This is a genomic window from Arthrobacter sp. efr-133-TYG-118 (genome assembly GCF_030209755.1).
Classification (GTDB): domain Bacteria; phylum Actinomycetota; class Actinomycetes; order Actinomycetales; family Micrococcaceae; genus Arthrobacter.
Genome location: NZ_JARVRH010000022.1, coordinates 20,864 through 40,356 on the forward strand (window position 1 = coordinate 20,864; position 19,493 = coordinate 40,356).

Annotated in this window: 18 protein-coding genes, 1 other RNA gene and 1 riboswitch; of the genes, 13 read left to right on the forward strand and 6 right to left on the reverse strand. The window is 63.6% G+C overall.

Annotated elements, in window-relative coordinates; translation table 11 throughout:
- The first annotated feature begins 2 nt into the window (after positions 1 to 2).
- The 5 genes from rsgA to QRN59_RS17110 all read left to right on the forward strand — a co-directional run bounded on the left by rsgA (position 3) and on the right by QRN59_RS17110 (position 5,296).
- A complete protein-coding gene (rsgA, locus tag QRN59_RS17090; protein WP_284983680.1) occupies positions 3 to 1,118 on the forward strand; it encodes a ribosome small subunit-dependent GTPase A in 1,116 nt (371 codons plus the stop codon).
- Between the two features lie 59 nt (positions 1,119 to 1,177).
- The gene (gene hisN, locus QRN59_RS17095) at positions 1,178 to 1,990 is read left to right on the forward strand and encodes a histidinol-phosphatase (RefSeq protein ID WP_284983681.1); all 813 of its coding nucleotides are present in this window, start codon (positions 1,178 to 1,180) and stop codon (positions 1,988 to 1,990) included.
- Positions 1,991 to 2,150: 160 nt separating this feature from the next.
- A riboswitch (SAM riboswitch) is annotated at positions 2,151 to 2,263 on the forward strand.
- Positions 2,264 to 2,298: 35 nt separating this feature from the next.
- On the forward strand, positions 2,299 to 3,723 hold the full coding sequence (locus QRN59_RS17100; protein ID WP_284983682.1) for an aminotransferase class V-fold PLP-dependent enzyme: 1,425 nt from the start codon (positions 2,299 to 2,301) through the stop codon (positions 3,721 to 3,723).
- Positions 3,724 to 3,773: 50 nt separating this feature from the next.
- Positions 3,774 to 4,553, forward strand: coding sequence for a class I SAM-dependent methyltransferase (locus QRN59_RS17105; RefSeq protein WP_284983683.1), 780 nt, complete (start codon positions 3,774 to 3,776; stop codon positions 4,551 to 4,553).
- Positions 4,554 to 4,582: 29 nt separating this feature from the next.
- A complete protein-coding gene (locus tag QRN59_RS17110; RefSeq protein WP_284983684.1) occupies positions 4,583 to 5,296 on the forward strand; it encodes a metal-dependent transcriptional regulator in 714 nt (237 codons plus the stop codon).
- A 9-nt stretch (positions 5,297 to 5,305) separates the two neighbouring features.
- Here the strand turns inward: QRN59_RS17110 and QRN59_RS17115 are convergent, their stop codons facing one another.
- Positions 5,306 to 6,751, reverse strand: coding sequence for an MFS transporter (locus QRN59_RS17115; RefSeq protein ID WP_284983685.1), 1,446 nt, complete (start codon positions 6,749 to 6,751; stop codon positions 5,306 to 5,308).
- A gap of 80 nt (positions 6,752 to 6,831) precedes the next feature.
- Between QRN59_RS17115 and QRN59_RS17120 the strand changes: the two genes are divergently transcribed.
- Together QRN59_RS17120 and QRN59_RS17125 are read left to right on the forward strand one after the other, a co-directional pair.
- On the forward strand, positions 6,832 to 7,206 hold the full coding sequence (locus tag QRN59_RS17120) for a hypothetical protein (protein ID WP_269992410.1): 375 nt from the start codon (positions 6,832 to 6,834) through the stop codon (positions 7,204 to 7,206).
- Positions 7,207 to 7,327: 121 nt separating this feature from the next.
- Positions 7,328 to 7,468, forward strand: a complete 141-nt coding sequence (locus QRN59_RS17125) for a hypothetical protein (protein ID WP_172465476.1) — start codon at positions 7,328 to 7,330, stop codon at positions 7,466 to 7,468.
- Positions 7,469 to 7,533: 65 nt separating this feature from the next.
- Here QRN59_RS17125 and QRN59_RS17130 read toward each other — a convergent pair whose 3' ends face one another.
- Both QRN59_RS17130 and QRN59_RS17135 read right to left on the reverse strand, forming a co-directional pair.
- Positions 7,534 to 8,532, reverse strand: coding sequence for a S1C family serine protease (locus tag QRN59_RS17130; RefSeq protein ID WP_284983686.1), 999 nt, complete (start codon positions 8,530 to 8,532; stop codon positions 7,534 to 7,536).
- A gap of 126 nt (positions 8,533 to 8,658) precedes the next feature.
- Positions 8,659 to 9,129 (reverse strand): MarR family winged helix-turn-helix transcriptional regulator, encoded by a 471-nt coding sequence (locus tag QRN59_RS17135; protein WP_284983687.1) that lies wholly within the window; start codon positions 9,127 to 9,129, stop codon positions 8,659 to 8,661.
- A gap of 123 nt (positions 9,130 to 9,252) precedes the next feature.
- Here QRN59_RS17135 and QRN59_RS17140 point away from each other — a divergent pair, with 123 nt between their 5' ends.
- From QRN59_RS17140 to QRN59_RS17165, 6 genes are read left to right on the forward strand one after another with little or no spacing between them, the layout of a single operon-like run.
- The gene (locus QRN59_RS17140) at positions 9,253 to 10,197 is read left to right on the forward strand and encodes an SDR family NAD(P)-dependent oxidoreductase (protein ID WP_284983688.1); all 945 of its coding nucleotides are present in this window, start codon (positions 9,253 to 9,255) and stop codon (positions 10,195 to 10,197) included.
- Between the two features lies 1 nt (position 10,198).
- Positions 10,199 to 11,095, forward strand: a complete 897-nt coding sequence (locus QRN59_RS17145) for an amidohydrolase family protein (RefSeq protein WP_284983689.1) — start codon at positions 10,199 to 10,201, stop codon at positions 11,093 to 11,095.
- A gap of 1 nt (position 11,096) precedes the next feature.
- Positions 11,097 to 12,320, forward strand: coding sequence for an acyl-CoA dehydrogenase family protein (locus QRN59_RS17150; RefSeq protein WP_284983690.1), 1,224 nt, complete (start codon positions 11,097 to 11,099; stop codon positions 12,318 to 12,320).
- 40 nt (positions 12,321 to 12,360) lie between these two features.
- Complete coding sequence (locus QRN59_RS17155; RefSeq protein ID WP_284983691.1) at positions 12,361 to 12,816, forward strand: MaoC family dehydratase; 456 nt, start codon at positions 12,361 to 12,363, stop codon at positions 12,814 to 12,816.
- Between the two features lie 45 nt (positions 12,817 to 12,861).
- Positions 12,862 to 14,211, forward strand: coding sequence for an MFS transporter (locus QRN59_RS17160; RefSeq protein WP_284983692.1), 1,350 nt, complete (start codon positions 12,862 to 12,864; stop codon positions 14,209 to 14,211).
- A 40-nt stretch (positions 14,212 to 14,251) separates the two neighbouring features.
- The gene (locus QRN59_RS17165) at positions 14,252 to 15,820 is read left to right on the forward strand and encodes an acyl-CoA synthetase (protein WP_284983693.1); all 1,569 of its coding nucleotides are present in this window, start codon (positions 14,252 to 14,254) and stop codon (positions 15,818 to 15,820) included.
- 1,224 nt (positions 15,821 to 17,044) lie between these two features.
- Here QRN59_RS17165 and ssrA read toward each other — a convergent pair.
- The 3 genes from ssrA to QRN59_RS17180 form a co-directional block, all read right to left on the reverse strand.
- Positions 17,045 to 17,413: a transfer-messenger RNA gene (gene ssrA / locus QRN59_RS17170) on the reverse strand.
- Positions 17,414 to 17,563: 150 nt separating this feature from the next.
- Positions 17,564 to 18,034 carry an SsrA-binding protein SmpB gene (gene smpB / locus QRN59_RS17175; RefSeq protein ID WP_028264808.1) on the reverse strand — a complete coding sequence of 157 codons (471 nt, stop codon included), beginning with the start codon at positions 18,032 to 18,034 and terminating at the stop codon, positions 17,564 to 17,566.
- A 64-nt stretch (positions 18,035 to 18,098) separates the two neighbouring features.
- Positions 18,099 to 19,451, reverse strand: a complete 1,353-nt coding sequence (locus QRN59_RS17180) for a peptidoglycan DD-metalloendopeptidase family protein (RefSeq protein WP_284983789.1) — start codon at positions 19,449 to 19,451, stop codon at positions 18,099 to 18,101.
- Positions 19,452 to 19,493 lie beyond the last annotated feature (42 nt).

The following is a 19,493-nucleotide window of genomic DNA, read 5'->3' on the forward strand; positions in this document are numbered from 1 at the left end:
CGATGGCTCGCGACGCAAGCTCCTGGGATGAGTCCGACGTCCGGATCCGCCCCAACAAGAAGGGCACACGCCCCCGTACGAAGGACCGCCCCAGCCACGACGACGCCGTGATCGGGCGCATCATCACAGTTGACCGCGGCCGCTACACCGCGATCGTGGGCGAAAGCTCGGACAAGGAGCGCATCGTCATCGCGGCCCGCGCCCGGGAACTCCGGCGCTCCCCTGTGGTTCCCGGAGACTTCGTTGCCCTCGTCGGCGATGTGTCCGGAGCCCCGGACACCCTCGCGCGCCTCGTGCGGGTCGAGGAGCGCAGGACCCTCCTACGGCGAAGTGCCGATGACACGGATCCGATCGAACGGGCCGTCGTCGCCAACGCCGACCAGCTCGTGGTGGTGGTCGCGGCCGCCAACCCGGAGCCGCGCACCGGATTCATCGACCGCGCGTTGGTGGCAGCGTACGACGCCGGAATCGAGCCGCTGCTGCTCGTCACCAAGGCCGATGTCAAGGATCCGACGGAATTGCTCGCCAACTATGTGAGCCTGGGTTTCCCCATCATCATCAGCCGCACCGCGGACGCAGGGGCCTCCGGCATCGACGCCCGTTCCGACGACGGCCTGTCCGCCCGCCTCGATAGCGACGCGGTCAGCCAATTGCGGGACTACCTCGACGGCAAGGTCACCGTGCTCCTGGGCCATTCCGGCGTCGGGAAGTCCACCATGGTGAATGCCCTCACCGGCGCCGAACGCGCCACGGGCGGGGTCAACGCCGTGACGGGGCGCGGACGCCACACCTCGTCCTCCGCCCTGGCCTTGAAACTCAGCGACGCCCCCGGCGGCAGCTGGATCATCGATACGCCAGGCATCCGCTCCTTCGGCCTCGCCCACGTGAACCCTGACCGCATCCTGCACGCCTTCCCGGATCTGGAACCTGGAACGGAAACGTGCGAGCGAGGCTGCAAGCACGATGCCTCCGCGGTTCGATGCGGACTGGATTCCTGGGTCGCCGACGGCCATGCCGGCGAGGCAGGCCCGGCCCGCTTGGCGTCGTTGCGCCGGCTCCTCGGCGCGGACCCGCGCATGGAAGCCCAAGAGGCGAAGGAACTGGGCACGGTCAACTAACTGCGCGCTTGCCGTCCTACCTCCCCGGCTCACCCGCGAATAGACGGTAGTTTGGAACCATGACCCAACCCGATTCGAGCTACAACGACGACCTGCGGCTGGCACACGTCCTGGCCGACTCCGTCGATTCCCTGACAATGGAGCGGTTCAAGGCACTGGACCTCCAGGTCGAGACCAAACCCGACCTGAGCCCCGTCACCGATGCCGACAAAGCCGCCGAGGAAGCAATCCGCGGGCAGCTCTCCCGTTCCCGTCCCCGCGACGCCGTCCTTGGGGAAGAATTCGGCAGCACGGGCCACGGCTCGAGGCGTTGGATCATCGATCCCATCGACGGGACCAAGAACTTCGTTCGTGGCGTACCCGTCTGGGCTACGCTCATCGCCCTCGTGGACGAGGGCGAGGTGGTAGTCGGGCTCGTGAGCGCTCCGGCGCTCGGCAAGCGTTGGTGGGCGGCAAAGGGCTCGGGCGCCTACATGGGCCGATCGCTGGCCGCAGCCACCCGGCTGAAGGTTTCCAACGTGTCGCGGCTTGAAGATGCGTCGCTTTCCTACTCCGAGCTGTCCGAGTGGAGGCAGCATGGTTCGCTGGACAACTTCCTGGGCCTCGAGAACGATGTCTGGCGCAGCCGGGCGTACGGTGATTTCTGGTCCTACTGCCTGGTGGCCGAGGGCGCCGTGGACATCGCCGCCGAGCCGGAACTCCAGATCTACGACATGGCGGCCTTGGTGCCGATCGTGACCGAGGCCGGGGGACGCTTCACGTCCCTGGACGGCGCGGACGGCCCCTTCGGCGGAAACGCCGTCGCCACTAACTCGATCCTGCACTCCGAGGTCCTCAAGAGGCTCAACCCCGAACTCGACGACCTCCTCTAATCCGTTCTCTTCACTGAATAAACGACGGCGGACGCCCCCTTTTGGTGGCGTCCGCTGCTTTTTCTTCGGCGGAAGGCACATTTTTCCGGCCGTGTAACAATCCGCTTAACAATCCGGGTCACATTGGAACCAGCCTTCCCGGTGTCCTACGCTCTTTACAGGTCACGAGTGCCAGCGCGAAACCCCGGTTTGCTGGCCGGCAACCCTCCATCGCGGCGGGGTGCCCCGGGTGACGACCCGGCCGGTCCGGAACGGATGCGGCAAGCGCGGACCCCCTGCACGCAGGGGTCCCTCTTGAGTGAGGTCCCATGAGCACAGCCACATTTACTTCCCCGGCTCTTTCGCTGAACAACGAATCTGCACAGCAGCGCGCTGAATCCCTGCCCCGGGCATCACGCCCACTGGCCGCGGTCACCGGCGCCGAGTTGCAGGCACCCTTGATCCAGGGCGGCCACATCCGCTACGCCAACCTCGACTACGGCGCGTCCGCACCTGCCCTGACCGTGGTTTCCGCGTACCTCAACGAGATCCTGCCGTACTACGCGAGCGTCCACCGCGGCGCAGGCTATGCCTCCCAAATCAGCACCTCGGTCTACGAAAACGCCCGCAACATCGTCCGTGACTTCGTTGGCGGGCGGCCGGACGATTCGGTCATTTTCACCCGCAACACCACCGATTCCCTCAATCTGCTGGCCGGGTGCTTGCCGGTTGAGGACGGTCGGCATACTGGCGAAGTCCTCTACCTGGACATCGAGCACCACGCCAATCTCCTGCCGTGGCAGGGCGTCCCCCACCGCAGCATCGTTGCCGCGGGAACGTTGTCCGAGACGGTGGCCACCGTCCGCACGGCACTCTCCCACGGTGGCGTCAGCCTCCTGGCAGTCACCGGGGCGTCGAACGTGACCGGCGAGATCCTGCCCATCAAGGATCTCGCTGCCCTGGCCCACGAATTCGGGGCGCGGATTGTGGTGGACGCGGCGCAACTCGCCCCGCATCGCCGGATCGATATCGCCGCCGCGGATGTTGACTACTTGGTTTTCTCGGGGCACAAGCTTTATGCACCGTTCGGCGCCGGTGTCCTGGTGGGCCGTCCCGACTGGCTCGACGCCGGAACGCCGCACCTGGCAGGAGGCGGCGCCGTCCGCGAGGCGCGCCTCGATTCAGTCAGCTGGGCCACGGGACCGGCGAGGCACGAAGGAGGCTCACCGAACGTGCTCGGCGCGGCCACGCTCGCCCGGGCCACGCAGGTCATTGCAAGCCTCGACCACGATGAATGGCACGCCCACGAGGCCGCCATCCGCTCGCATCTGGTCGAGGGCCTCAAGGAAATCGACGGCGTGACCGTGCACCAGATCTTCAGCGACACCGATCCCCAGGACACCATCGGCGTCGTGAACTTCTCGCTCCAGGGCTACGACGCCGGACTCGTCGCGGCCTACCTTGCGGCCGAGCACGGCATTGGCCTGCGCGACGGACGTTTTTGCGCCCACCCGCTGCTCAAGCGCCTCGGCCTTCCCTCCGGATCCCTGCGCGCCAGTTTCGGCGTGGGGTCGCGCTTGGAAGACGCCACCCGGCTCATCGCGGGCATCCAGGCGCTCAAGAACAATGGCCTCGGCTGGGACTACGTGGTGGATGCCGGCCGGTGGGTGCCGGCGAACGACCACCGAAGCTACCCGGAGTGGGCTCCCAACACTCCCGGGACCGCGGGCGCCGCTCCCTGCAGCACCGACTGATTGCGGTAGATTCGTAGGGTATTTTTCCTGTCCTACGAAGGAGTTCCCGCGTGGCCCCGCGACCCCCCAAAGGCACGTCAGCCGGCCCGAAACTCTTTGAGGAACGGCGCCTTGAACTCGGCCAGAGTTTCCAGGACGGCGGAGAACACTATGACCGTGTCCGGCCCGGCTATCCTGCGGATTCGGCTGACTGGCTGCTGCCTGAAGGCGCGCGGGACGCGGCAGACATCGGCGCCGGCACCGGAAAGTTCACCTCGCTCCTCGTCGAGCGAGGGCTCACCGTGTCCGCGGTGGACCCTTCCACGGACATGCTCACTCAGCTTCGCAAAACATACCCACAAGTAATCGCCTTGGAGGGCACGGCCGAGGCAACTGGACTGGCGGACTCAGCATTCGACGTCGTCAGCGTTGCCCAAGCCTGGCACTGGTGCAATCCCCTCGCCGCCAGCACCGAGATCGCCCGGATCCTTCGACCCCACGGCGTTATCGGCTTGATCTGGAACCAATTGGACACTTCAGTGCCCTGGGTCCATCGCTTGTCCCGCATCATGCATGCCGGCGATGTCCACAAACCGGACTTCCGGCCCGTGGTGGGCCCGGAGTTCGGCGGCCTCGAAAGTCACCTGACGCGCTGGGAGGATCCCGTGACTCCGGCCGACATTCTCGAACTCGTGAAGTCGCGCAGCTACTATTTAAGGGCGAATGACCCCACACGGGCCAAGGTCATGGGCAATCTTCAGTGGTACCTCTTCGAACATCTGGGGCATGCCGAGGGCGAGGTCATCCCCTTGCCCTATCTGACGCAGAGCTGGCGGGCGTGGAAAGTCTGATTCGATCGGTTCACGATAGGCTTGGAACCGTGAAGACCAGTGCGCCCTCCTCCTCGATCGAGGACTACGTCAAGGTCATCTACTCCTTCACGGAGTGGCAGGACAAACCCATCACGTCCTCGCAGCTCGCGCAGCGGCTCGGTGTCGCCAATTCCTCCGTCTCGGAGATGGTCCGCAAGCTCAAGGACCAAGGCCTGGTGGACCACCAGCCCTACAGCGCGATTACCTTGACCCCCCAGGGAATGCAGCTTGCCCTGGGCATGGTCCGCCGACACCGCCTGATCGAGACCTACCTCGTGAGGGAGTTGGGCTACAGCTGGGATGAAGTCCACGACGAGGCCGAGATGCTCGAGCACGCCGTCTCGGACACGTTCATCGATCGCATGGCCGCGAAGCTGGGCAACCCCGGACGCGATCCCCATGGTGACCCCATCCCCGCTGCGGACGGTTCGGTGAGCCTGCCGCATGCGCACCGCATGATCGAGCTCGACGACGGCCATTCCGGGAAGATCACCCGGATCAGCGACGAAAACCCGGAGCTGCTGCGCTACCTGTCCGCCGAGGAAATCGACCTTGATGCCAGCGTCCAGGTGATTGGCCGCAAACCGTTCGGCGGTGCGCTGGTGGTCCGGATCGGAAAAGGTCCGGGCAGCCGTGACTACGATCTCGCCGATGAGGTCACCTCGGCGCTCTGGGTAGCCACGGACACCATCCACGAAGGGTGCGTCCTCGCGGAACGCTGACGAAAACCGTCAGGCGCGCTGGGCGGCCGTCCCGCCGTCGTCGGGTGCTGGACCTTCCGGAGAGTCCACCACTGCAGCGCCCAGCACCGGGTTCCGGATCCCGACGGCGGATGCCGCCGCTCCGAGGAAGAACAACACGGCGGTGACCACCACGGCATTCATGAGACCTTGGCGGGTGAAGACCGGGCCGATGATGAGTCCGGCAAATGCTATGCAGATCAAGCCGGCGATGCGGGCCACTGCGTTGTTCACTGCGGAGCCGATCCCCGCCTCCTCGGTGGGTACTGCCCCGAGGATGGCCGCGGTGAGGGGCGCCACCAAGGTGCTGAGGCCGATCCCGAAAACGATCTGCCCGGGCAGCACTTGGGTCCAGTAGTTCAGGGGCTCTTGGACGGCCAAGGTCATGAGAAAACCGATTCCACAGATGAACGGCCCGGCCGTCATGAACCATCGCGGACCGTACTTGCCCGCCAGTCCACCGAAGAATGAGGCCGTGAGCATTAGCAGGACCGTCGCGGGGAGCAACGCGATGCCCGCAGTTGTGGCCTTCATCCCTCCCACTTGCTGCAAGTAGATGCCTACGGCGAAGAAGCCGAGGGACAGGGCGCCGTAAATAGCCAGCGTGGCGATGTTTCCCCAACCGAAATTACGTATGCCGAAGAGCCGCAGGGGCAACATTGGCTCGGGGGTCCTGGCCTCGTGGATCAGGAAGAGGATTAGGCCACCGGCCCCGACGGCGAGCGGCATCCAGACCACCATGTTGTCCCAGCCCATGCGCCCTTGTTCGATGAAAGCGTAGACCGGGCCACCGAGTCCCACCATGGCGAGGAATGCGCCGAGGTAGTCGATCTTCTTGCTCGTGTCCGTCGCGGCATCGGACCTCCGCAGCCCGGCGAGGATCGGCCAGACGGCAACGGCAGGAACCACATTGATGAAGAAGATGACGCGCCAGGACAGCAGGTCGACCGATGCCCCGCCGATCAGCGGGGCGACGATGGCAGCCGCGCTGGTCCAGCCGGACCATTGGCCGATTGCCTTGGACTGCGCGGGCCCTGAGAAGAACGTGACGATCATGGCGAGCGAACTCGGGACAAGCAAGGCACCGGCGATCCCTTGCAGGGCACGCGATACCACCAGCACCTCCCCGTTCCAGGCGAGCCCGCACGTGACGGAGGTGAGGGTGAAGCCGGCGAGTCCCCATTCCAGGATGCGCGCGCGGCCGAAGTGGTCGGAGAGGGATCCGGCGACCAGGATCAGTGCGCCGAGGGTCAAGAGGTAGGCATCCACCACCCATTGCTGGATGACAAGGCCACCACCCAGTTCGCGGCCGATCGCCGGGAGTGCGAGGTTCACCACGAAGCCATCTAAAATGGCGATGAAGGAAGCCACAATAGCCACAACAAGGACCCGCTTTTGAAGCGGAGTGCTTGGCAGCAGGGCCGCTGCGTCGGTCATGAGCACAGCCTACGCCTGCTTGTCCGCTCCCGTCGGGATTCCGGCCCGCTCCTGCCAGGACGAAAGTCCCGTATCGTTGAATGGTGATTAGCAGACGTGACGCCGCACTGGCCCTTGATATTTCGATGGAAATGGCCCAACGCCACGGCATTCCCTCCAGGCTTTCAAAAGCCGAGCTGAGCGAACTGCAAGACAATCCACCGCAGTGGCTCGTCCAATCCCGCGCCAACCGCACCGGCAAACGTCCTGTGTGGGTGCACCTGAGCTGCGTCGTCTGCGGTTACACCGAGGCTGCCCGTCCCAAGAAATGGTGGCCGGAGTTCACCTACGTTTTCTGTGGCCACCACCGGAACAGCGAGGTTCCCGGAATCCTGCCCGGAGAGGTCCGCAGCGAGTACGAAGGAATCGGCTCGCGGTTCGTGGGCATAGTGGACGTCCCCGCTTCCGAGGCCTGATTACTTGAGCGTTTCGCAGCCGGTTGCTTTCGCCTGAAACAGGCGTAGCTTACAGAGAGAGGGCCTTTCAGGACCCTCTTTGCAGGATCTTCACGGAAGATCCGGAGTTAGGGAGCATGACATGCCTGACAAAGCGCCGCACCAGCACGAGACGAAGAAAAGTATCAAGTCCATCAAGGAAAAACGGGCAGTGAAGCGTGCCAAGCACGAATCCGATGCCGCTGTGGATCCGGTGGCCCATTTGAGGATGAGGAAGAAGTAGCAAAAAGCCGGAGCCGTCTTGGCCCCGGCTTTTTAGCGGACTGGTTCCGTCGTGATCCGGGCCCCTCATGAATCCGCATCAGTCATTTCACTGGGCACGGCGACAATCGCGTGGATCTTGCCGTCCCGGAGGACCGTCAGGAGGAACGGCTCCCCTATGGCCTGCGAGAACAAGAGTTTTTGAAGGCTCTCGGCACTGGATACGGCCCGCGATTGCGCACTGAGGACCAGGTCGCCGGCGAGCAGTCCTGCACGCTCCGCCGGAGATCCGGCGATGACTTCCACCACCCGGAGCGCTTCCTTCTGGCCGGTCCGGATCACCGCACTCGCGTCCAGCGGAATAGGGGTGCTCACCAAGCCAAGGTATGCCCGGCGGACCCGGCCGTCCTTCAGCAGGGCGGCGATGATCCGTTGGGTGGTGGTGTTGATGGGCACGGCGAGTCCGAGGCCCAAGCCAGCGACGGCGGTGTTGATCCCCACAATCCGCCCTTTGGTGTCGGCAAGGGCTCCCCCGGAATTGCCCGGGTTCAACGCTGCGTCAGTCTGGATGACGTCCTCGATGACCCTGCTGTGCCGGCCGGACCTGACCGGGATGGAACGTCCGAGCCCGCTGACGACGCCCGCGGTCACTGATCCTGCCAGTCCTAGCGGGTTACCCACGGCGATCACCAGTTGGCCTACGTGCAGTGACTCCGCGTTGCCCAAGGTGGCCGGCGGCGGCGTGTGGTGCCCGCGGACGATTGCGAGATCGGACAAGGGATCGGCACCGACGAGTTCGACGTCGGTATGGGTTCCGTCGGCAAAGATTGCCTGCCCGGAGCGGAGACCCGAGACTACGTGGGCGTTGGTCAGCATAAAGCCATCCCCCGTGAACACGACGGCCGATCCACTTCCGATCCTGACCTGGCCGTTTCTGCGGGCGCTGCTCATCTCCAATGCTGCAACATGCGGCGTGACCGTTTCTGCGACGTGCATCACTGTCCGCGAGTAGGCGTCCAAGGCTTCGTCATCCGACGGGGCGTCGGGGATGTCCTCGGGAAAAACTTGTTCCGGCAACGTACTCATCGTGCACCTCCTGTAACCGGTGGTGTCTATATCAACGAATACGCTGCTGCGGTTAGTCCGTTCCGTCCTACGCCGTGGGTGAACTCTGTCGCGCCACTGATGATTGGGAAACTAACCCCGCAACGCCTAACCCCACAACGCTTTGCGCAGCAGTGCCTTGAGTCGGACGGCTTCCCCGTCGTCCAACGCGGCCAGCACTTCGGATTCTGCGTGGCGGGCCGCAATGGCTGCTTGGGCGAGCAGCTGAGCCCCCTTCGACGTTGCAGTCACCGTCTTGGCCCGGCGGTCCTGCTTGCCTGGTGCCCTGGCCACGAGCTTCCGCTTTTCAAGCTCGTCCACCAAGGCGACGATCTGGCTGGGGTCAAGGCTGAGGAAGTCCGCCAATTCCCGCTGGGTAGGCTCCAGGCCGCTGTTGGCCAGGATCAGGACCGAGTAAGACCTCTCCTTGAGGTCAAACTCAGCAAGCGCCCGGTTATTCAGGACCGAGCCGCCGGCATGGAGCTTGGCCAGGAGGAAACCCACGTCCTGGCTGATAGGAGCGGCGAGCAGCCGGTCCTTCGTGGCAGCCTGTTGCTCGTCCTGCGCCTCGATCGTCATAACAAACTCCAATAATCTTCAAAATCAATCGTTGACATATTCAACTATACGTATTTTCATGGATACAGAACAGCATCCCACGCCGAAGGCTTGGATGCACGGGGATCGAGCAAAGGAGCAGCGATGAGCCTGTCAGGAAAAGTAGCGATTGTCACCGGAAGCGGCCGGGGACTGGGGCTCGCTTACGCCCGGGAACTCGCCCGTCAGGGCGCGGCGGTGGTCATCAACGACGTCGACGCCGGGGTGGCCGGCGAAGCGGTCCGGACCATCGAGGCCGACGGCGGCCGGGCAGTCGCCGTCGTCGCTCCCGTTGGCAGCACAGAAGCAGCGAAGCAGCTGGTGGAGGCGGCCGTCACGGCATTCGGCCGCCTGGACATCCTCGTCACCAACGCTGGCATCCTGCGGGACAAGAGCCTGCTGAAGATGACGGACGAAGACTTCGACCTGGTCATCAACGTCCACCTCCGCGGCACCTTCACGTGCGCCCGCGAGGCCTTCGGCTACTTCAAGGAAAACCGGATCGGCGGCCGCATCATCGCCATCGGCTCCCCGACCGGGCAGCGCGGCAACTTCGGGCAAACAAACTACGCCGCCGCGAAGGCCGGAATCGTGGGCATGGTCCGGACCTGGGCACTGGAAATGAAGAAGGCGGGCGTCACTGCCAACGCCGTCATCCCGGTCGCCGCAACGGCGATGACCAAGACCATCCCGTACTTCCGGAAAGCGGTGGAGGCGGACGAGCGCGGCGAGGCCATGCCGCATTTCTTCCGCCACGAGCTCGGCTTTGGAACGGCCGACGACGTCTCCGGGCTCATTGCCTTCCTCGCCTCCGACGAAGCGGCCGGAATCACCGGCCAGGCCATCGGCGCCGGCGGGGACCGCCTGCAGCTCTGGACCCACCCCGAAGCCGCCGCCACCGAATACCGTGAAGGCGGTTGGGGTTACCAGGACCTCGTGGAGAACTTCGAGCTGTTGTTCGGAGACAAGCTCCAAAGCGTCGGCGAAGAATTCCTGCCGCTCCCGGCGGAACTGCAGCCCGAAGCCGCCCCCGTTGCACAGGTACGCTGACATGGCCGCGCCCCGGCGTTACGAACTCGGCATCGACGCCGCAAAACTTGACGCGATCGACATGCACGTCCATCTCGAAGTGGACGGCCACGGCCACGAATCCCTGCCACCGGCCCTGACGGAAGCTTCAGCCAAGTACTTCAAGGCCGAGGACCGCACGCCCTCGCTGGACCGGATCGCCGAGGTCTACCGCGGACTGAACATGGCCGCCGTCGTCTTCACCGTGGACGCCCGCACGCAACTCAAGCACGAGCCCAACAGCATCCCCGAGCTGATCGCGGGAGCCGCCAGGAACAACGACGTGCTGATCCCGTTCGGCAGCGTGGATCCCCGCACCGGTATCGAAGCCATCCAGGGTGCCAAGCACCAGGCAATTGACCTTGGCGCCCGCGGCTTCAAGTTTCACCCAAGCCTGCAGGGCTTCGATCCTTCCAACGAGCAGTTCTATCCGCTCTGGGAGACGCTGCAGGAACTGGGCCTCCCTGCCATCTTCCACACCGGGCAGAACGGTATGGGCGCCGGCCTGCCCGGCGGCTACGGGATCAAGCTGGCGTACTCCAACCCGCTCCTGCTCGACGCCGTGGCCGCTGACTTCCCCGAGCTGCAGATCATCATGGCCCACCCCTCGGTGCCTTGGCAGGACGAAGCCAACTCCATCGCCACCCACAAATCCAACGTGTTCATCGACCTTTCCGGCTGGTCCCCCAAGTACTTCCCGGAGTCATTGGTGCGCATGTCCAATTCGGTGCTGCAGGACAAGGTCCTGTTCGGCACGGACTTCCCGCTCATCACCCCGCAGAAGTGGCTGGGCGCGTTCGCCGAGCTCCCGCTCAAGGACGAGGTCAGGCCCAAGATCCTCAAGGAGAACGCGGTGCGCCTGCTCGGGCTGGACGGCTGAGATGAGCCTGGAGATCCGCGTGGAGACAGCGGCGGCGGAGCGCCTCTATGGCGTCTGCGACTACTACGATGCCGAGTCCCTCCTCACCGAGGACGAGCGCCGGGTCCTGGGGCGCTTGCGCGACTTCCTGGACCGCGAAGCGAAACCATTGTTGGCCGACTACTGGGAGCGGGGCGAGTTCCCTGCCCAGCTGGCCCGGCCACTCATCGATCTCGACCTGATGGAACCGGCAGAGCTGACTGTTCACGGTCCCGCCCGGGGTATCTACCAAGGCTTCAGGATCTTCGAACTCGCCCGCACGGATGCTTCGCTGGCCACGTGGTACACGGCGCAAGCCGGCCTGTTCCGCACCGCCATCCGGGTGGGCGCCTCGGAGGAGCAGCAGCGCGAGTGGATGCCGCGCGTCATCGATTTTTCGCTCAAGGGCGTCTTTTCCCTGACGGAACCGGAGTCCGGATCGGACATTGCCGGCGGACTCTCCACCACCGCGCGGCGTGATCCCGGGGGTAACGGCGACACCTGGATCCTCAATGGTGCCAAACGCTGGATCGGAGGCGCCTCGACGGCGGATGTCCTGGCCGTGTTCGCCCGGGATGTCGCGGACGGACAGGTCAAGGCGTTCCTGGTGGACCGCGAGGCAGCGGGGGTCACCTTGGAGAAGATCCACCGGAAAACCTCCTTGCGGATGATGCAGAACGCCCACATAACGCTCGACGGCGTGCGGGTCCCTGAATCCATGCGCCTGCACAACGTGAACTCCTTCAAGGACGTGGCGGCGATGCTGAAGGCCATGCGCTCCGATGTCGCCTGGATCGCCACGGGTATCCAGGCAGGTGCCTTCGAAGCAGCCCTCCGCTACGTCCGCGAGCGCCAACAGTTCGGCCGCCCGCTGGGTTCCTTCCAACTGGTGCAGGAGAAGCTGGCCCGCATGCTTGGCAATCTCACGGCAAGCTTGTCCCTCGTGGTCAGGCTGACCGAACAGCAGGCCCACGGGGTCTACCGCGACCAGGACTCCGCGCTCGCCAAGATGCAGAGCTGCCTGGCCATGCGGGAAACAGTCGCCCTGGCGCGCGAGCTGGCAGGTGGCAACGGAATCACACTCGAGAGTGACGTTGCCCGGTTCCACGCCGACGCCGAAGCCGTCTATTCCTACGAAGGAACGCACGAAATCAACGCCCTGATCGTCGGGCGCGCACTTACGGGCGAAAGCGCCTTCGCACGCTAAGCCACACTCTCTTTACCCACCATCATCACAGGAGGCACTAATGCCCAATCTCGTCGTCGACTTCGACAAACTGCTCACCCTCGCCGGAACCGATCTCGGCGTCACCGAATACCGCGAAATCACCCAGGAACAGATCAACAAGTTCGCGGAGGCCACCGGGGATGACCAGTGGATCCACGTCGATCCGGAACGCGCCAAGGACGGCCCGTTCGGCGCCCCGATCGCCCACGGCTTCCTCACGCTCTCGCTCATCATCCCGTTCTGGGGCGAGCTGTTCGACGTCGAAGGCGTCACCACCAAGGTGAACTACGGCCTGGACAAGGTTCGTTTCACGTCCCCGGTCAAAGTGGGCGCGCGGATCCGCATGCAGGCCACCATCGCCGAAGTCACCGAGGTCAAGGGCGGCGCCCAGATCAAAGTGTCCAACACCATCGAAATCGAAGGCCAGGAACGCCCCGCCGTCGTGGCCGAATTCCTCGCCCGTTTCTACAAATAGGCCCGACAAGGCACTCTCCCCCACCCCCTGCTTTAAGGAACAACGATGTCCCAAATATCGCAGCTTCAATCCATGGACGTGGCCACCAGACGCAAGGAAGCACGCACCGTCATTGCTTCCAGCTACCTGGGCAGCACCATCGAGTACTACGACTTCCTGCTTTACGCCACAGCCGCGGCCGTGGTCTTCCCCAAGGTCTTCTTCTCGGGAATGGACGATTGGGTGGGCGTCGTGGCCGCCTACGGAACTTTCGCCGCAGGATATGTGGCGCGCCCGTTGGGTGGGGTCATCTTCGGTCACTTCGGCGACAAGCTGGGACGCAAGGGAATGCTCATTGTCTCCATGTTGGTCATGGGCTTGGCTTCCGCGCTGATCGGCCTTGTCCCGGGCGCCTCCGTGGCCGGTCCGTGGGGCGCCGTGATGCTTGTGGTGCTCCGGGTCTTCCAGGGCATCGCGGTGGGCGGCGAGTGGGGCGGAGCCGCCTTGATGGCGTTGGAGCATTCGGAATCGGGGAAGCGCGGCTTCGCGGCCTCGTTCGTCAATGCCGGCGCGCCGTCGGGTGCCGTGCTGGGCACCCTCATCATGGGCGCCTTCTCGGCGCTGCCAAACTCCCAGTTCCTTGCCTGGGGCTGGCGCGTTCCTTTCCTGCTCTCGTTTGTCTTGCTTGCAGTGGGCATGTTCGTCCGGCTCAAAGTTTCGGAGAGCCCCATCTTCAAAGCCGCCATTGAACAGGAGAGGATGGCCCGGAACGCTGACAACCGTGCAGCCGCGAAGCCCGTCATCCCGCTCCTCCAGGTGCTGCGCCGGCCCAAGACGTTGATCTTCACGATGCTCGCGGGGGCCGCCGGTTTTGCTCTCCAAGTGGTGCTGGCAACGTTCGCGGTCACCTTCGCCGTCTCCAAGGGAGCCGACCGCCAGGGCGTGCTGTACGCCTTCGCGGCCGCTTCTTTCATTTCCATCGCCTTCGTGGTCCTTGGCGGGAGGCTCTCCGACAAACTGGGCCGGAGGCCCGTGATGATCGGCGGGCTCGTACTCTTCATCGCCTATCTCATCCCGATGTTCCAGCTCTTGTCCTCGAACAACATCCTCCTGGTCTTCGTCGCCTTCACCGTCGGCCTGATGATCCACTCAACACTCTTCGGACCACTGGCAGCCTTCGTGTCCGAGCAGTTCGGCACCACCTCCCGCTATACGGGAGCCTCGCTCGGCTACCAGCTCGCGACGCTCCTCGGCGCGGGCTTCACGCCGGGGATCGTGGCCCAGATCTTCAAGGATTCGGGCCAGAACACCGGCTCGGTGGTCTTCTACCTGGCTACGATGTCCGTCGTCTCCATCATCTTCATCCTGTTGACCCGGGAACCGAAGAACAACGATTTGCAGACCGTCCGGCCTTGAGGCCGGGAAGGGTCTAGCTTGGGAATCAGAAAGGAACGTCATGGAGAATTTTGGCATCGGTTCGTGGCTGCAGCGCCGCCGCCCGAAGTCCGGAAGCAAGGTTGCGCTGATCTCCGGAGACCGCCGACTCAGCTATGAGGAATTTGCGGAACGATCGGACAGGCTCGCCAACGCCCTCACATCCGGGGGCGTGGCAAAGGGCGACAGGGTGGCCTATCTCGGGGAAAACCATCCCGCTTTCCTGGAAACGCTTTTTGCTTGTGGGCAGCTCGGCGCGATCTTCGTACCCCTCAACACTCGACTGGCGCCGCCGGAGATCAACTTCCAGCTTGAGGACTGCGGTGCCGTTGCGCTGATCCACTCAGCGAGCCTCAACGGCCTTGCGGCCAGCGGCGCGGAAGGCACCCGTGTGGGCCGGCGGATCGTCGTCGGCGATTCCTTCCCAGGCGAGACCACCGCCGCCCCCGGCGGCACCGGAAGTGAAACCCCGACGGCGGCGGAAGACTACGAGGATGTCGTCGCCTCGGGAGCTTCCCGGCATCTGGACGAGGAAGTCGGGCTCGATGACGGGGCCATGATCCTCTACACGTCCGGAACAACGGGACGCCCCAAGGGAGCACTCCTGACCCACGGAAACATCACCTGGAATTGCATCAACGTGATTGTCGACTTCGATTTCTCCTCCAGCGACGTGGCCCTCATGATCTCGCCGATGTTCCACGTCGCCTCGCTCGACATGGGAGTGTTGCCTACGCTGCTCAAGGGCGGGACCGTGGTCCTGGAGTCGAGGTTCGATCCCCAACGCACCCTCGAGCTCATCGAGCAGCACCGGGCCACCACCATCAGCGGGGTGCCCACCACCTACCAGATGCTCTGCGAGCACCCGGCCTGGCCGACGTCGGACCTTGGCTCCCTCAACAAGCTGACCTGCGGCGGATCGGCAGTTCCCATGCGCGTCCTCGAAGCGTACGAGGCGCGCGGACTGCGCTTCTCGAACGGCTACGGAATGACCGAGACGGCGCCCGGCGCCACCACGCTGCCCGCCGCCAGGTCCCGCGACAAAGCGGGCTCTTCCGGACTCCCGCACTTCTTCAGCGACGTCCGGATCGCCGACATCGCAGGCGGCGTTGCCGGGCAGGGCACGGTGGGCGAAATCCAAATCAAAGGCCCCAACGTCATCCACGAATACTGGAACCGGCCCGACGCCACTGCCGAATCATATGCAGACGGCGGCTGGTTCAAGTCCGGAGACATGGGCTACAAGGACGCAGACGGATTCGTCTTCGTCTCGGACAGGCTCAAGGACATGATCATCTCGGGCGGCGAGAACATCTACCCCGCCGAGGTAGAACAAGCGATCAGTGAACTCGACGCCGTAGGCAGCGTGGCAGTCATCGGCGTGCCGGACGAGAAGTGGGGAGAGGTGCCACGCGCCGTGGTGGTCCTCCGCGAAGGAGCCCTTTTGACCGAGGACGAACTCAAGGAGCATCTGGCCGGCAGGCTGGCACGCTACAAAATCCCTAAGACTGTGGTGTTCGTCGACGACATGCCGCGAACGGCCAGCGGAAAGATCCGCAAAAGCGAGCTCCGCCGAAGCACCGTTTCCTGAGGGATCGGCTTCTAAACGCCGTCGTGACCTTCTTTGAACTGGTTAACAACCACACTCGACGGACCGGAACAGCGGGGGCGTAGGAATCCCCAAAAACAAGTAGGGACTACTCAAGACAGCAATCGCCCGCAGTTCTATCGTGTCGGACAGCGTCCATGCGACAACAGCTGGGCGGATTGCAACGACTGGGCCCGGACCGGCGAGGGGCCGCAGCCAATAAGCAAGGGGGCTTGCTGAATGGACTACCGACAGTTCAAAAACCGGGGTCGGTGCATCGCCTACGCAAAACATCAGGAGAAAGACTGACTCCTTACCAGGCCCGCCCTCCCAGCCTCGGCGGACGGAGCGAGGGCCTTTCCCAGCACAATGCCGGACCCAGCCGAGGGGCTGAGATTGGGGCGAACGTGGACGGGCAACAATGGATATGGGTCGTGATGGTCCTTGTCGGGGCCGCATTGGTAGCCGTTGTGATGGTCTTTGGACACCAGCGGCGGAGGCTGGTTGATCCCAAACGCGCCGCCAAACATCGCGACGGGGAAGCCGGAAGTCCCGCGGACAACGTCGACAGCTCGGATGACGAGCCTGCAACCCGGAGTCCGAACCACTAAGACCGCCCAGGTATTCGCCACCCGCACTCACAGGTGGTCGCCGTCGTCACCCTCAACGATGACAACACCAGCTCGCTCGAAATCGTCCCCCTCACCGGCGGCACTGTTCCATTGCCAAGCCTGGGAACAGTGGCGAACCTCCCGTGCGGCAGGATCCAAGCACCTCATAGGCTTCACCTTCACCGCTCCTTCGGCCACCGGCCAGTACTGGAAAACACTCTTCGTCTAACGCTGCCGGGTCGCACATCCTGGACACCTGCGTATCTCCTGCCGGCGAGGTCCTCGCCGTCAGGAGAGACGCAGGTGAAACAGCAGCACCGCAATACACGGGAGACTAATATCCCGTCCTCCCCGAACCGACCCCCATGCGGACAGACATCGTGGACTTGAATTCGGGCACCGTCCTGAAGAGCGTTCCTGGTTTCCGCCCCAGCTGGTGCGGTTGAGCGAACCGGGCAACGGCTGGTTCCGGAGGCCCGATGCTCCCACCCTGACAAAGAAAAACACCCCGGTCCGAAGACCGGGGTGTAACCGATGACCCGACGCATCCGTGATGGATGTCTGGCCAACAGGCAAAAAGATAACCCCCAGATCTCAAGGATCTAGGGGTTATCTTAGGTGGAGATGGGGGGAATTGAACCCCCGTCCGATGTCGTGTTGTCAGGGCTTCTCCGGGCGCAGTTCGCGTCGGATTTTCTCGGCCCCAGCTATCCTGTGAACAAGTAGCTGATCCGGGCCCAGTCATCTAAGAGTCCCGTTTGCCTCGATGACGAAGGCAAGCAGCAGTGGCTATCTAAATGACGCCAGGATCCGGGGCAATAGCAACCTCGGGCTGACGGACTGTCTTACTGCTTAGGCAGCAAGAGCGAAGTCAGTGCGCTTAGAATTGGCACTTATTGGTTTGCAGACAGCGTTTACGAGATAATTCTGCATCCTCGGCCCGCTTCACCTGTCGCGACTAACATCGTCGAAACCGATCATCCCCGTATTCTGTTATCAATCCCAGCATGACGACCGCCCGAAAACGACCATCCAAAAAAACCTGCCGGGTTAATCATCATAACGCACCGCGGCGCCCGAACATTCCAGGACACGCTTTGGCTGCCGACCCACTTGGCGGCGCTTTCCGCGCAAGTCAGCGGCGGTTGCGCTCGCGCAGTTCACGCAGCGATTCGCGCTTGTCCTGCTGCTCGCGCAAGGTCTGCCTCTTGTCGTAATCCTTCTTGCCTCGAGCCAAAGCAATCTCGACCTTGGCGCGTCCGTCCAGGAAGTACAGCTGGAGCGGGACCACCGTCAGTCCGGTCTCGCGGATCTTGCCGGAGATTTTGTTGAGTTCCTCGCGGTGAAGCAACAGCTTCCGACGGCGGCGCGCGGCGTGGTTGGTCCAGCTCCCCTGGTTGTACTCAGGGATGTGGATGCCCTCCATCCACAACTCGTCATTGTAGAAAGTACAGAAGCCATCCACCATGGAGGCGTGGCCTTCACGCAGCGACTTTACTTCGGTTCCCATGAGGGCAATGCCGGCCTCATAGGTATCCAATATGTGGTAGTCATGCCGAGCCTTGCGATTGGTGGCCACTACCTTACGGCCACTTTCCTTGGGCACGGTAGAACTCCTTGGTTGTCGAAGAATCACACTAGTCTACGCCAGCAGAACCCTGTCGTGTGGGCTACAAAAGGTTCATCGGGTCAACAGCCTGCCCATTCACCCAGGTTTCAAAATGCACGTGGCAACCAGTTGAGTTACCCGTGGTACCTGAATACGCAATGAGCTGACCTTGACTCACCTGCTGTCCGGACGAAACCACCACGCTGGTGTTGTGGTAGTAAACCGTGGTCAGTGAATCGCCATTGATGACTCCATGCGATATTTTGACACGGTTGCCACCGCCATCGTTGCCCCAGCCTGCCGAAAACACGGTGCCGGCAGCAGCTGCGTATACGGGCGTTCCACAGGGAGCACCGAAATCGATACCCGTGTGCATGTAGCCGCCCTGGCCGTAGAAATCGATGGTTCCAGGCGGCGTCGCACGCCAACCGAAGCCTGAGGTGATCGGGATGTTCGCAGGAACCGGGTGGATCAGGCCGAAGTTGGAGCGCGGGTTGCTCGCTGGTGGAACAAAGGGTTGGGAGGCCTGGCCCTGGGCTTGGGCGGCTGCCGCAGCGGCCGCTGCCAGCCGCTGCTGTTCGGCCAACCATGCTTCGCGCAGCTTGCGGTCGCGCTCCGAGATTTCCGCAGCGACCGCGTCCTGATTCGCCTTCACTTGTTGGAGCTGGGCTTGGATCCCGGGCTTGGCTGCTTGAAGCTGGCTGTTGAGACGGGTGGTGTCGGAAATGAGCTTGTCTACCTCCGCCTTTTTGGCAGCGGCATCATCGCGGGCAGCTTTCTCACGCTCAAGTGCCGCGTCCGCTTTCGCCTTGAGATCGCGGATTTCCTGTTCGACGGAAGCGAGCCTGGCTTGCGAGTTCACGTTCGTGGCGCTCTGCTGCGTCAATTTCGTCATCGTGGCGTTCTGGCTGCGCATCGCCTGGTTGGCGAGGTCCATGGTTTCCGTGAGGTTGCCGCCGTCGTTCGCTCCGAACAACAAGGCAACGTTCGTGGGAACGCCACCGGATTTATATGCCTGAGCCGCGATCTGGCCGATGAGCTTCTTGGTGTCGGTGATCTTTTGCTTGTCGTTTTCCAGTTGCTGGGTGATCTGGGCTTTACTTTGCTGCGCCAGATCCACGCGGGCCGCCAGGGCATCAGCTTCCTTCACCGCTGTGGCAACCTTGCCCTGGGCTTCGAGAAGTGCCTGTTGCGCTCCCGGAAGCTGTCCTTGGTAGACCACCAGGTCGCCGGCCGCCTTGGCAATGTTGGCATCAACGAATTCCAAGGACTGCTGGACCCGCGCCGACTCCGCGTTGAGTGCGGCCTGCTGGTCATCGAGGTTGTCAGCGTGTGCCACGGGCGCGGTGCCAAGGCTCGCGGCGAGTACAATGGCCAGCACGGAGCCGGCAACCTTCGCGCGGCCACTAACCATGCGCAGCTGCAGGATAGCCTGGTACTTCCGGGGCATCGGCTG

Coding starts and splice junctions, on each gene's coding strand:
- QRN59_RS17120 (WP_269992410.1), top strand. CDS start 6,832: ATGGTGATTAGCAGACGTGACGCCGCACTGGCCCTTGATATTTCGATG.
- QRN59_RS17115 (WP_284983685.1), bottom strand. CDS start 6,751: ATGACCGACGCAGCGGCCCTGCTGCCAAGCACTCCGCTTCAAAAGCGG.
- QRN59_RS17145 (WP_284983689.1), top strand. CDS start 10,199: ATGGCCGCGCCCCGGCGTTACGAACTCGGCATCGACGCCGCAAAACTT.
- QRN59_RS17135 (WP_284983687.1), bottom strand. CDS start 9,129: ATGACGATCGAGGCGCAGGACGAGCAACAGGCTGCCACGAAGGACCGG.
- QRN59_RS17165 (WP_284983693.1), top strand. CDS start 14,252: ATGGAGAATTTTGGCATCGGTTCGTGGCTGCAGCGCCGCCGCCCGAAG.
- QRN59_RS17140 (WP_284983688.1), top strand. CDS start 9,253: ATGAGCCTGTCAGGAAAAGTAGCGATTGTCACCGGAAGCGGCCGGGGA.
- rsgA (WP_284983680.1), top strand. CDS start 3: ATGGCTCGCGACGCAAGCTCCTGGGATGAGTCCGACGTCCGGATCCGC.
- QRN59_RS17150 (WP_284983690.1), top strand. CDS start 11,097: ATGAGCCTGGAGATCCGCGTGGAGACAGCGGCGGCGGAGCGCCTCTAT.
- hisN (WP_284983681.1), top strand. CDS start 1,178: ATGACCCAACCCGATTCGAGCTACAACGACGACCTGCGGCTGGCACAC.
- QRN59_RS17155 (WP_284983691.1), top strand. CDS start 12,361: ATGCCCAATCTCGTCGTCGACTTCGACAAACTGCTCACCCTCGCCGGA.
- QRN59_RS17160 (WP_284983692.1), top strand. CDS start 12,862: ATGTCCCAAATATCGCAGCTTCAATCCATGGACGTGGCCACCAGACGC.
- QRN59_RS17125 (WP_172465476.1), top strand. CDS start 7,328: ATGCCTGACAAAGCGCCGCACCAGCACGAGACGAAGAAAAGTATCAAG.
- QRN59_RS17130 (WP_284983686.1), bottom strand. CDS start 8,532: ATGAGTACGTTGCCGGAACAAGTTTTTCCCGAGGACATCCCCGACGCC.
- QRN59_RS17180 (WP_284983789.1), bottom strand. CDS start 19,451: ATGGTTAGTGGCCGCGCGAAGGTTGCCGGCTCCGTGCTGGCCATTGTA.
- QRN59_RS17100 (WP_284983682.1), top strand. CDS start 2,299: ATGAGCACAGCCACATTTACTTCCCCGGCTCTTTCGCTGAACAACGAA.